Here is a 13868-nt window from a genome sequence, read left to right as displayed (position 1 = left end):
ATACCTTCAAAGGCAAAGTCGGTTTCACCCTCCAAAAACTTCAAACCGTGTATCGGATTGACCGGACGGCCGGCACCTACTGCACCCTTACAGGACAGACAGGTTTTAGGGGGGAGTCTTTTGCTGAACTTGCCGTTCATATGGAACATATCGCCGGTACGCACGATATAGCGTTTGCGGATTTTAACCGAGGAAGAATGGCGCATCGGCCAGGCCGGTTTGGTGGCAGTACGGCTCTTTACCCCTTTACGGCCCGGAAGGGCGATTTCGTCGCCATAAGTTTTATCCGTCTTACTGGCATTAAAGACAAAAGCAGGTTTGCGGTTGAGGCGTACGTTTTTGGCGACGGTTTTGGCACCGCCGAGGTCGGCAAAGAGCGGGAAGGGGATGGGCGGAACGGAAGGGGGAGCGGGCGGAGGCGGCCAGCAGAAATCGGGTACGGTAAAGACAACGCGGAACTTGCTGCTTTTACGGGCGATTTTATTGACGGCCATGGGGTGCTCCTGTTGTGAATATAGAGGCCGTCTGAAAAGTTGGCTGCAATTAGTTGGGAATCAGACGGCCTTTTAGTTGTTTACGCGAGTGCCGCAAGAGAAGGCGGTATCGGGATAAATTTGTCTTTTGAAATACGGCATGCAACTGCGGCTGCAATTTGTTCTGCCCGTTCATGTCGAGCAATAAACCTGAGTTGACATGCGGAAATTTCCAGCTCTTCTGCAAAAGAAGTTCGGTATGTACAGTCAATGCGACGTTGTTCTACGTCAACGAGTACGGTATCCAATACCATGTCTTTACACAAAGACATATTAGATGCGGTATGGGCATGTACAAATACAGTCTCTACCGGTAGATCGACAGTAAAATACTGATTGGGCGCTTGAAAGGAATGTACCATGCCGGTAAATCCTAGTGTATAGATATGGTTAGGCTTTAGATGAGGCAATTGAAGGGAAGGATGAGCACCGTTCCAATAAGTCATAGAAAAATCTTCCGGCAATAAAGGTGCACGGTTAGCTATCCATTCAGCATCGGCAGTACCTGAATGTCGTGCCCGTTGCGCAAAATAACGGGGCATAAAGCCAAATCCCTCGGGAGCAACATTTTCAGCAGGATCTCGTACTGGATGGCTTGGGTCATAAATCTGGTGAGCCTTTAATATCCGTTTGAACCCATTTTGTTTGAGTTGGGATTTGGGATAATAACCAATACCGACAGGATTTTGCTGATGCCCCTCATGATCGTCTTCAACCGCACCACCGCCAAAGGCAAATTCATAGCGGATAGGCAAGGAGAGAATAGGATCTGGTTCGCTTAGAGACCATCCAGCTATCTCCCTTACCCAGTAGCGCTCGCCAGTAAGAGCCAGACTTTTTTGGTAATCGCCAACACTCACCGCTACAGCAAGTTGCCGAGCGGGAGTGTCATCATGTGCATAGGCGATTGCATTGACCACTAAATCAGTTTTAGGTTTATAAAGGCAGAAGTCGCTTTCAAACTGAGTTGAAGTTTGAGATGGTTCACCGTAAAAAGTATCTGCAAATGTAAGAGGCGTCTGCGTTTGGGCAAACTTAAGTACGGTTTTTCCAGTTACAGGATCGATTTCAAACTCATAACTGACTTTAGCAACTACGACATCATATGTTCGATCTAACTGGTCGATGTTTTTAAATTGCTGCGTATGAAAGCAGGTAAAGTTCTCCAATTCGAACATTTATATACCTTTTCTTCTAGTTGATATCGACTTTTTTACCATCCATATCTACTACATTAGTGCCAACGATCTTAACTTTTTTACTAACGATAGAGATTTTATTTTTATCTATTACAATCATTGAGTTGCCTACTTGAAGGGTAATTTTGCTCCCAGCAGATAAGGTAATTTTATTGCCGGCATTAAGGCCAATATTTAAACCTGCATTAAGTCCCATAACTAGGCCAACGCTATGCATTTCGGCACCAACAACGTTGGTCATCCAACCACCTCCGACGTTTAGCATATAGCCAGCGCCAATGTTGGTCATTTGTCCGATACCAACGTTGCTCATACCATTTAGGCTGACGGTTTCCTGCTTATTGCCACCAATGCTGCTTACCTCGTTGGATACAATGGTTTTGTTACGATTGGCACCAACGGTCAATGCTTGATTTTTGCCGATAGAAACGTTTTGATCCAAGCCTACGGTTAAAGCCTGATTTTTTCCGATGCCAATGTTTTCATCGAGGCCAACAGAATGGGTTCGATTTTTAGCGACAGAAACACTCTGATCTTTACCCACAGAAGTACTTTGGTTTTGGCCAACACTAATGCTTTGGTTTTGGGTAATACTGGAAGTTTCGTTTTGGCCGACTGATTTGGTACGGTTTTGGGTAATTGAGGCAGTTTCGTTTTTTTGAACGGTTTTAGCTCGATCACCTACTACTGTTACAGTTTCATTATTACCAATTGTAGTGGTTCGGTCGTTGTTGACGTTACGGGTTTCATTATTCTTAACAAGTGAGGTCAAGTCTTTCTGTGCCTGGAAGTTGACCATTTCAGACCCAGCAGTATCATTGAACATCAGTTCGTTAAAGTTGGCTAATGGAGAGTTAAAACTTTTACTCTTGATACCGGATTGCTTAGCTGCAGCAGGAAATCCCCATGGTGGCGACATTGCGCTGTTATACAGACGGCCTAATACAATGGGTCGATCAGCATCGCCATTAATAAAATCAACCAGTACTTCTTCGCCAATGCGTGGTGTATTAATAGAGCCATAGCCAGCACCAGCAGAGCCCTGAGTTACTCGTACCCAGTTGGAACTGTTTTCATCCATTTTTCCATAGCGATCCCAGTGGAACTGGACTTTAATATCGCCATATTCATTGGTGTAGACCTCTTCACCTGCAGGTCCTGTTACCGTAGCTGCTTGTGTCCCTAAAACTTTTGGCTTGGGAGTTTTAAGAGGAGGGCGGTATGGATAAGATTTAGGTAATACGCGGAATGAAATTCTAAATTTGCCAATACGGTCTCCAGACGTATAGCCTGCCTCTTCGAAATCATAATCAGCTTTTAAAATAGTATATTCGGTATTAGAAGATGCATGAGGGTGTTTGCTCAGGATAAACGTATAACCTGGAGCAAGTGTCAGTGCAGTGCCTGAGCCAGTAATAATCTTGGTTTGGCTTTTCAAATCTTCACTACGAACCTGACTGTAATTTTGTGCTTCTGCCACATCACTAAAACCTGTGTAGAAGTCATAGTGTTCCATAGATACCGAATTAAAGTCATGAACTGAGTCTGAAGACATCATCGGTACTTTAGCATTTTTATAATTGTATTCTCGAGTAACAAATTGACTAGATTTTAAAGCATCTCGTTCTTCCCAAATATCAATATAGGCGATATTTGGTGCCCCTGGTGCAGTATTTCGAGAGTGGTAGGGGATGTTAGGGGATGAAATAGCTTCTAAAACACCGACATCATCAGTAATAACCAGCTCATGTGAACCGTTACTGTGGGCAAAATAATAGTAGATACCTTCTTGTTCAAATAGGCGGTTTAAGAAATCAAAGCTATTTTCTTGATATTGAACACAAAAGCCTCTTGTTCGATACCCTTTTTGACATTTTATCTGGTATGGGAATCCGAATGGTGCTAAGACTTCATTAGCGATATCTAATACGGACTTATCAACGAAAACCCTGCTGTCTGTATTTTGAGTGAGGTACCACATGAATGGGCGAGTGGTACAAGTATAGGCATGATAACCTTCCTCGTCCTCATCTTCTCCAATATAACCGAAATCGGTAACCAGACCATTTAGGTAACGAGGACTGCTTGCTTCAGTATCAATTTCCAATGTTACAAACTGACCAATAATATCTTTGCCTTGTAAATTTGGGTTTGGGGAGACCAATGTAATATTGAACTCAAACAGATTTGAAACGGATTCTGTTCCAAGCATTTTTTTGAATAATAGTTGTGATCCCAAAGGCGTATGAGCAACGATAGTTCTATTCATTTCGGGAAACTCCTTGTCAATCTTAAACCAATATTCCGGTTAGAAGTATTTTTATCCTATATTTTAAATAGGGATAAAATATGTGGAAGTGATATTTTAGATAATATTATTTACATCTCTATTGAAACTTTTAAATACACTGAAAATTCCGTAATTTACTTAAATTAAATGGATTAAAGGCAGTAGAAGTAGTAAATTCAAGTATAAGATTTTTTCCTTTAATATTGTATTCGACAACAGTGGTATTTCCTGTTTGGCGAATAATTTTACCTTTTTCAATAAGGCGGAAGATTGACCACGGCCCAGTTGAACTAATACCTGCGCTGTTGATTTGGGGAGATGAGATATCTATTTTAGCTAAAGCATTTTCACTCTTGGATGGCCAAGTAAAGGTTACAGGATTTACAGGACCATGGCTGTATACATAGCTCTTACCTGCATATGAAATATTTACACTTTCTAAACTGGTATCAAGAATTAAAACTTTAATTGAAAAGTCGAATGTAGGAGTTTCTGATCCTTTATCAAAATACCCTTGTCGAATGTCTGCTATATCATTTAGCTTTGCAAAACGATCTTTAAACGCATCATTTTTAGCAGTTAAAGTTTCCAGTTTTTCTGAGCGTGCCAATACGGCAGCTTCACCAGTCAAGTTGGTAAATTTACTGTAGATACCATTGGGACCAAATATACTGGTGAAACTCTCTAATGCGACATTGTCCTCCGATCCTTTATCGAAAGGGTATCCTTGTTGATGTATTTCTTGACAACTATTAGTCAATGTGGCCATTTGTTTTTCTAAAGTAGATAAAATTTTTTCATCAACAATTTTGTTAGTGTTTTTCAGAATAATTTCAGAAAAGTTATCTAACATTTGGCGAAAGGGAGGTGGCAGTCTATTTACTTCAGCCTTGTATTTTACGAAAGGATCATCAGGTGGTAAGTCCACTCCTTTTTCTACAGCAACATTAACGGCAACTAAATAAACATATAAATCATTTATAGCTTCTGTAACGTTATTAATAGCTGGAGGTTGATCATTAGTGGTTTCAGTTAATATATGGAAATCTGCAAAAGCATCATCGACTGGAGTTGCTTGTTTTAAAGCAGCTAATTCATTCTTTACATTATTCCCCTCTTCACTCTCTAAGAGTTTCGAGAGTCCCGCTCTATTTAACCAATCAGTAATTTTGCTTCCAGCTTTTTCTGTTATTCGTTTGTCAATAGTTAAAGTCGTATTATCACTAATTCCTTTAATAATATTGACTAAAGGTGAGTTCTTTTCAGATAGCAGCTTAGCAATTTGAGTACTCTCTCGTGATGACTTTGGTGTTACTAATGACAAATCAGATAAATAACTATTCCAAACTTTGATGTAATTACTGAAATAGATTCTTTGGGCATCAGAAAGGACAGATGCCTTGCTTTGACTTAAAGAAGCATAGTCACCTAATACCCAGTTGTCTTCATTAAAAAACTGCTCTGCAGATTTAACCATAGCAGGCAAAACTTTAGTAATGTAGGCTTCTTTGGTATAAATAAAGTTAATAGGTTCTTTCAGAGTTCCACCAGTCTTACGTCGGAATAACAAGTGACTTTGCACTCCACCCATACTTGAAAAGGATACAGGTGTAACTCCTCCCTTTCCAGAGAGAGTAACTGTATTTATGGTATCTTCTAATACCATGGTTGCAATGTCTCTTTGCGCAATTTCCTGTCTACGACGTTCTACTAATTCTTCATCATAGGGAACGCTTGGTGTAATGCTTTGTTTTGAAAGAATCTGATTCAGAGCTTTTTCAACAGATTTTTTTTGTTGGTCACTCATACCTGATGATTCTGTTTTAGACAAATTGGACATTAACCAGTTTTGCATAAAAGCAGCATCAAAATGTTCTTTGTGGAACATCATAAGATAAGCTTTTAATGCATCATAGCTATTAATATTGTTGGAGCCATTAGCTGTGCGTAGAAGTTCATCCAACTTATAGCTGATTAATGGCATTACGTTGTCTTGAAGAATTCTATAATAGGCTGACTCCCCAACATCTTTCATTTGGCTGCCTTGATAAAGGCCAATACGATAGCTGAGCGGAGGGGATAATAAATCTGGAATTTCTTTACTGGTAGTTGTATCTCTAACTTGTTCAGCAAATGTTACAGCCTTAAGTAAATCAGGGCCGTCTGTATATTTTTTTACATCTGAAGCTAAGTCAGTTGCTTTTTTATCAACCTGTTCAAGATATGATTGGTTATTGGAGTAACTATTCAACATCATTGTCAAACATGCGATTACTACAGTTGCAATAGCTCCAATACCTAGCCAATACAAGATTTGTTTTTTGACAAACCAAGATTTATTCTCACCAGCCAAATTTGCCTCGCTTAAAATAACGTCAGCAAATAGTCTATTTAAGAAAAAGCTATGTTCGTTATTCTGAGTAGAGGCCTGGTTTGAATCCAAGTATTTTTTAGATAATTGGAAATCACTTTGCAAACCTTCCAGTATAGGGTTGAGATGTTGTCCTGTTTGAGTTGAGCTTGAAAAATAAACACCTCTCCATGCGATAGGTTGCTCAAATTTTGAAGATTTAGACAGTTCTTTAAATAGGGAAAGTACGGCCTGATTAAGACGCTCGAACTCCTCAGGGAATGCAAAAGCCGCAGCCTTGTCTTCAGTGGATTCTAATTGGTGAACAGTACCCAACATAGAGGAGCGTAATTTATCTACAATATCTGCTAAGGCATTAGAAGCAGTAGCGATAGGGGTTTCCATTCCTTCTGTATTAGATAGAGGAATCCCTAAATATTGATTTCTTTGTTCTTCAGTTAGATGGTTAAAGAATTCATTAAAACCATGCAATAAATCTAATTTGGTTATCATAAGATAAACTGGAAAATGTATACCTAATTTAGTATGCATTTCATGGATTCTTTTACGCAGTTCTACTGAGATTTCTGTTATATTGGTTTTTCCGCCCAATAAATCATCTACGCCTACAGTAACCAATACTCCGTTTATTGGCTGTTTAGGTCGGTAACGTTGTAGCAGCGTTACAAATTCTTCCCAGTCACTAGAATCTTTACTGCTATGATTGTCATGTAAAGATAATCTACCAGCTGTATCGAGAAATACTATTTCATCCGATAGGAACCAATCACAATCTCGTGTACCTGCTAGGCCACTTACAGATGTCCCCAAAGTGCTCTCTAAGGGGAAGTTAAGGCCAGAACGTTTGAGTGCAGTCGTTTTACCAGATCCTGCTGCCCCTAGGACAACATACCATGGCATTTGATAGAGGTATTGACCTTCTTCTAGTCTAGCCAACAAACTGTTTTTAGATTTAGAAAATTTAGCATTCTTTAATACTTTGTCCATTTCAGCAAACTGGCGGCTCATAGAGCTAACATCATTTGCACTTTTTAAAATAGGTTCTTGGGCTGCTCGAATTTCTTTCAATAAAGCAGCGTTTCGTCGGGATTCACGATATTGGCGAAATACAGCTTTAGCCAACCAAATACCAATAATAGTGGCACACACTGCAAAACGAATAGTTTTGCTTACTAAGGGGCGAACTTCACCTATGGAGATTAATGGGCCAATAAACCATACTAATATAATTAGGCCAGTAATACCCAACATCACCCATAAAGAGCGAGAACCTAGAAAATAAATAATTTTTTTCATGTCTATTTTTTCCGTATCAATCTAAAATAGATTATTGTGTGTTTGCACTACCGTTTTGTTAAGGATTGGAGGTATTGTTTTTTATTTCGACTGTGCTACCTAGTTTGGGTCCAGTTTCTGTAGTAAATAATGTAATTTCAACCCTTCGGTTTTTAGCCCTGTTCTCCAAAGTATCGTTTGGTGCTACAGGATCGGTTGAGCCTCGCCCTTCAGAACGGATGCGTGTTCCACCATTTTTAACGTAATTCAATAAAATTTCTTTTACTGCATCTGCCCGAGCCTGTGATAAATGCCAGTTGGATGGAAAATTTAAGCTCTGAATTGGCTGATTGTCAGTGTATCCCGTAACAATAATTTGTCCTTCCACACTATCTAAGGCTTGGCTAACCGCAGCCAAAACAGGATAATATTGGTCTTGAATTTGTGCAGAGCCGGATTCAAATAAGCCATCACCTAAAATAGTAACAGTGCTTCTGTCTTGAAAATCTTCCACAGATACTAATTTTCTAGCAATCTCATTTTCCAATAAAGGCCGTAGTCGGACTGTTTTTTGTGTATCCTGTTGTTTGGTGATTACTGAAGGGAGTTTGAGGCTGTTTACTTTTGTACTGGCTGTATTGAATTTATCTCCTAATGACCATTGCATTGTAAAATAGCCTACACCTAATGCAACAGCTCCTAATACGCCTACTACCCATAAAGGAATAGCAAGCCTGCGTTTCCTTTGAATATTATTTGTAATAATCGGGTTATGTTTAAAAAGATTAGCAGTTTGGTCAGGTCGTTTACTGTGAATTAAGGCAAGTAGGTCCCTTTTAATTTTATCGATCTCAAGCTCCCCATTGTTTAGAACCTGGTACTTACCTTTGTAACCAAATTGTAGGCATAAATACATAAACTCCAATAAATCAATATTCTTATCAGAATCTTGTTTCAAATTTTGAATGATTTCAAAAAAACGTTCTCCACCCCAAGTTTCATCGTAAAAAGATACTAATAAGCTATTCTTTGACCAAGTTTCATCAGCCCAGCCTGCACGGACTGCTAATTCATCTACAAATGTACAAAGACAGTATTTTGCAGCCTGAATGGCATCATATTTAGCTCCATTTTTTTCAGCATTCTCTTCAAAATTATTAATTAAGAGAGAGAATTTATTAATTAGGCTGTCAGTAGATAATTGACTAGTAGTTTGCTGCATAGAGTTAGCCAAGATAAGAACAGGTTTAGCAGCTTCAATTAAAGGGTTATAAACATTTACTGCGTTGTTTGCAGTATTATTCTGGTTATTCATAATGAAATTCCAAATTAAATCAAATTAACTTAAAGACTTAATCGCCCAAAATTCAACATCTAAATTAGGGAAATTACCAGCCAAATGGAAAGCCATACCTGAGGAAGTATCAAACATATCCCATAATTCATGTTTTTTATCTAATTCAAAATAAACATAACCACTATGGTATGGTAATTCTCTTGGTGCCACGGATAACGCATGAACTTTAATTCCAGGTAAATGGTAAGCAACCAATTCCTTAACTTTTTCTACAGTACCTATTTTTACTACACTTGGAATTTTTTGGCGTAAGGCTTCGTTAGGCATATCAGCTTTGATGGCTAGGACAAATGAAGCTTTATCCAGTAAGCTTTGATCAGGAGTTTGGGCGACTCGGGTTGCTTCATCACGCAAATCTAATGGAATTCTAATTGCTCTTTGTTCAAGTACAATAGACAGTGATTTGCGCAAGTTAAAAAATAATTTACCAAAACATGATGCTAGATCATTGTGTTCATAAATAGGAACATCTCCTACCTTGCGTGAAGGAAGGAAAGTCATTAAATCAGCACATAATTTTGATAAGTTGACAAATAATTGTTCTGGATGAGTTTGACGAGCGCCTTCATTTTCATGATGCAAATAAGCCAGATACCGATTGATGGTCTGAAGCATCATAAAGTCCATTACTTCAACAGAACCTCCGGTATTCGGGTCGTTTACAGCGTTAGCTAGACTATTGCTTTTTTGCATTAATAAGCCATATATTTCTGAAATGTAAGCTTTTAGGTGTTGTTGCTTTTGGCTTCCTAGGGAAGGTGGAATATATGATTCGTCTAGAATGATTTCAAAGTCTGCTGAACTGGATCGGATAACTGCAATAGGAAGGGCAGTTTGATTGCTAGTTAAATCATTTTCTAAAATCAATGTAGGATTAAGATCTGCTAGTGTAATTTGGCGACCGTCTAATTCGGAGTTTGTTGTATCTGCAAGGGTTTTCTCAAATGCTTTATATCGGTAAGAGTGAGCAGAATTTTGATTTAGAAAGTCAATCTCATTATTGACAGAGGATGGCAGAGTAATGGCTAAGCAAACTTTGGTATCTTTTATGTTTGCAGGTACTTTTAAGCTTAAATTTTCAAGTTGTTTTTGGGAAAACACAAATATAGAACCATCAGGAAAAATACCTTCTGCTTCACGAATACCAAGAACACCATGTTTGAGGCCGTCTGAATCCAGTACTAAAGATGAAAATCCCCAAAAATAACCTTCTTTAGAAACAGCTAGTTGACGTAATCCAGACTCAAGATAACGTTCAAATTGCTGGAAATGCTGTGGGGTAATAAAGATTCCCTCCGACCAAACTACTTTTGCTTCAATTGCCATGCATTCAACCTCAAATTATTTATATATAAGTATTTATTCCTCGCGGAAAATGCCTTTGCTCAGATCACTATTATTCTTACGAGTTTTCCCATTTTCTTTGATAGTCGGATCATCAGGATGGCGCTCTTTATATTCTTTTAGCATTTCTTGCATCTCTGATTTCGATAATTGATATAATTCATTTTTCCCAATATTCACGTAGAAATAGTGTTTCCCAAACTGATACCATCGTTGTTTTTGTTTTAATAAAATTAATCTCCATTGACTATTATCCAAATCACGATAACTGGCAACAACACCTAGGTATTTCAGATGAGAATCCATCTTGATAGGTAATACAGAAACCGTATCAGGGTGTAACATGAATTGGTTTTGTTGAATTAATTTGTCTCCTAAAGTTTCTTTAGCATTATTAGTAAGATCAAAATAGTTTGCTTTTTTAAATTCACCATCAGATGACAGTTGATATAAATCCAATCTTATGGGGGAAGGTTGATCAACTAAATTTGGATTGACATCGGGAGAAACTATGATTTGTACATCAATTTTTTCTCCACTTTCGTCAGATTCTTTTGGTGGTTTATGGTTGGATGCGCATGCGCTTACCATCAAAGATATCATTGCAAATGATATATATTTTATCAGTTTTCCATGCATTTTGGTTACCTAGGTACATCAATAGTGATTGTATTTAATGATAGAAATTTTAAATTAATCGACAGCCTAGATTTTAGGAACTAGTTGGTCTATGACTGTCGATCGAAATACTAAGATTTCTTATTTTACTTAGAATTATAAAGTATTTTTCTTTCTAAGTTTATATTTATATTGGTAATTGAAGTCATGATTGCTTGCGTCGATATTTACGCTCAAAACTTGTTTCCCCTGTGTTGCGCAGGTAAGTAGTTCTTGGCTGATTTGTGGTAGAACCGTATTGGTAAGAATCGCATCGATCATGCGGCCACCTGATTCAACTTCTGTACAACGTGAAGTGATTAGTTTTAACACTTCAGGGGTATAGTGTAGGTCGATGCCATGATTATCTTTAATGCGTTTTACGATACGGTCTAATTGCAATTCAACAATTTTTGAGAGCATATCATCGGATAGCGGATAGTAAGGAATAACTTGCATCCGGCCTAATAAAGCAGCTGGGAAAGTTTTCAGCAGGGGAGTACGCAGGGCTTTAGTTAGGCCTTCTGGAGTAGGCAACATTTCGGGATCATCACACATATCCATAATTAAATCTGTACCAACGTTGGTGGTAAGAATGATAATGGTGTTTTTAAAGTCGATATAGCGGCCCTCGCCATCTTCCATCCAGCCTTTGTCGAATACTTGGAAAAAGATTTCATGAACATCTGGATGTGCTTTTTCTACTTCATCGAGTAAGACAACACTGTAAGGTTTACGACGTACAGCTTCAGTCAATACGCCACCTTCACCATAGCCGACATAACCTGGAGGAGCTCCTTTCAAAGTGGATACAGTATGAGCTTCTTGATATTCACTCATGTTGATGGTAATCACGTTTTGTTCACCACCATATAATGTATCGGCTAGAGCCAGTGCAGTTTCGGTTTTACCCACGCCGGAAGGGCCAGCAAGCATGAAAACACCAATAGGCTTGTTGGGATTGTCTAGATTGGCGCGTGAAGTTTGAATACGGCGGGCAATCGCATCCAAACCGTGGCGTTGGCCGATGATGCGCTTATTTAAGGTATCAGCAAGCTGTAATACAGCCTCAACCTCGTCTTTCATCATTTTTCCGACAGGAATTCCAGTCCAGTCTGCTACAACGTCAGCAACCGTACGACTGTCTACTAACGGCATAACCAAAGGTTGGACGCCTTGCAGTTTTTTCAATTTAGTAACCAGTTCTTTTTGGCGGGTACGCAACTGTTTATTTTCTTCATCGGTTGTTTCTTGTTCAACCTGCATGATTTGTTCACGTACAGCCAATAGCTCGGCAACTAAGTCTGCTTCAGATTTCCATCTGTCTTCTAATTTTTTCAGACGGCCTTCAACCTCAGTTAATTCTTTACCAATATTTGTGATTCTAGCTTCAGAATCAAAACTGAGTTTTTTCTCACGTTCTAAATTTGCTTGCTCAAGTTTTAATGCTTCTGACTTCTTGCGTAGATATTCAATGCTTCCAGGTACAGCATGTTGGCTGACTGCAACACGTGCGCAGGCAGTATCAATCAGGCCTACAGCTTTATCGGGGAGCTGACGTGCTGGAATATAGCGGTGAGAAAGTTTTACAGCAGCCTGGATTGCTTCATCAAGAATAATCACTTTATGGTGTTTTTCTAGAGAAGCATTCAATGCCCTAAGCATGTTGATGGCTTTTTCTTCATCGGGTTCATCTACTTGTACAACTTGGAAGCGACGAGTTAGGGCAGGATCTTTTTCAAAATATTTTTTGTATTCTGCCCATGTGGTTGCACCAATAGTACGAAGTTTGCCACGAGCTAATGCAGGTTTGAGTAAGTTGGCAGCATCACCAGTACCGACAGCTCCACCGGCACCAATTAAAGTATGGATTTCGTCGATGAATAGCACGATTGGGGTTGGGCTGGATTCTACTTCATCCATAACTGCTCTGAGGCGTGATTCAAATTCTCCGCTAACACTGGCACCAGCTTTGAGCAAACCGATATCCAATAGAATTAATTGAACGTCTTTCAACCCAGGCGGAACATCTCCGGCAGCTAAACGTAATGCCAAAGCTTCAACCACAGCAGTCTTACCAACACCGGCTTCACCTGTAAGAATCGGGTTGTTTTGACGGCGACGCATTAGGATGTCAATCATTTGTCTGATTTCAGTGTCACGGCCTGTGATTGGATCTATTTCGCCATTTTTAGCCTTTTCGGTAAGATTGCTGCCGTATTTAGCTAAGGCACTTTCTTTGTGGGTAGCATTAGGCTCGGAAGATAAGGCATTCTGGGTAACATCAAGATTCTCTTCAGAGTTAGCAGTAATAGCAATAATATTGTTTGCCAATGTCTCCGGTTTGATTTTCAGGAACTCAGATGAAATATTGGCCAGAATACCCTGTAAAGTCTTATTTTGCAGCATGGTATAGAAAATATGAGCTGTACGGATTTTGTCTGTACCAAATTTTAGTGAACTGTATGTCCAAGTTTGTTCGACAAGGGTTTGGATATGTTCGGAGAAGTCAATAACGGCAGTAGCACCAACAGGTAATTTTTCTACTGCAGCCAATACATCTTTTCGTGCTTTGACTTCATCTAAGTTAAACTGATTTATCAGGCAGAAGATATCTGTTTTTTCAGTTTGAAGTAGAGAGTGTAGCCAGTGTACTAATTCAACATAGCTGTTTTCTCGAAGACGACAGAAGGTATAGGCATTTTCCAAAGTTTTATACAAAGTAGTATTTAACTTACCAAATAATACGCTGCGGCTGATGTTTGACATAAGACGTCCTTAGTTAAATTATTTCAAATATGTCCAAAAATAGTTTTCTAAAGCTTTTATCGACGATGGCCGT

Annotated in this window: 8 protein-coding genes; all 8 read right to left on the bottom strand. The window is 39.0% G+C overall.

The features are described from left to right. On the bottom strand, positions 1–494 hold a 494-nt coding region (locus ACTHTG_RS02255; RefSeq protein ID WP_440360515.1), incomplete at its 3' end, for a PAAR-like domain-containing protein. An 80-nt stretch (positions 495–574) separates the two neighbouring features. Further along, on the bottom strand, positions 575–1711 hold the full coding sequence (locus ACTHTG_RS02250) for a DUF2169 family type VI secretion system accessory protein (RefSeq protein WP_440360514.1): 1137 nt from the start codon (positions 1709–1711) through the stop codon (positions 575–577). Positions 1712–1727: 16 nt separating this feature from the next. Beyond that, on the bottom strand, positions 1728–4001 hold the full coding sequence (locus ACTHTG_RS02245; RefSeq protein ID WP_004520031.1) for a type VI secretion system Vgr family protein: 2274 nt from the start codon (positions 3999–4001) through the stop codon (positions 1728–1730). A gap of 130 nt (positions 4002–4131) precedes the next feature. Beyond that, entirely contained in the window at positions 4132–7689 is a 3558-nt protein-coding gene (tssM, locus tag ACTHTG_RS02240) for a type VI secretion system membrane subunit TssM (RefSeq protein WP_049343522.1), read from the bottom strand. A 58-nt stretch (positions 7690–7747) separates the two neighbouring features. Further along, on the bottom strand, positions 7748–8983 hold the full coding sequence (tssL, locus tag ACTHTG_RS02235) for a type VI secretion system protein TssL, long form (protein ID WP_004520033.1): 1236 nt from the start codon (positions 8981–8983) through the stop codon (positions 7748–7750). 24 nt (positions 8984–9007) lie between these two features. Next, positions 9008–10351, bottom strand: a complete 1344-nt coding sequence (gene tssK, locus ACTHTG_RS02230) for a type VI secretion system baseplate subunit TssK (protein WP_049337057.1) — start codon at positions 10349–10351, stop codon at positions 9008–9010. Between the two features lie 33 nt (positions 10352–10384). Then, the gene (gene tssJ, locus ACTHTG_RS02225) at positions 10385–11008 is read right to left on the bottom strand and encodes a type VI secretion system lipoprotein TssJ (RefSeq protein WP_004520036.1); all 624 of its coding nucleotides are present in this window, start codon (positions 11006–11008) and stop codon (positions 10385–10387) included. Between the two features lie 135 nt (positions 11009–11143). Then, positions 11144–13795 (bottom strand): type VI secretion system ATPase TssH, encoded by a 2652-nt coding sequence (tssH, locus tag ACTHTG_RS02220; protein WP_004520037.1) that lies wholly within the window; start codon positions 13793–13795, stop codon positions 11144–11146. Positions 13796–13868 lie beyond the last annotated feature (73 nt).

The organism is Neisseria sp. P0017.S009, from assembly GCF_051957375.1.
Classification (GTDB): domain Bacteria; phylum Pseudomonadota; class Gammaproteobacteria; order Burkholderiales; family Neisseriaceae; genus Neisseria; species Neisseria perflava.
Note: the sequence above shows the minus strand (reverse complement) of the source record. Positions and strands in the feature narration are given on the sequence as shown.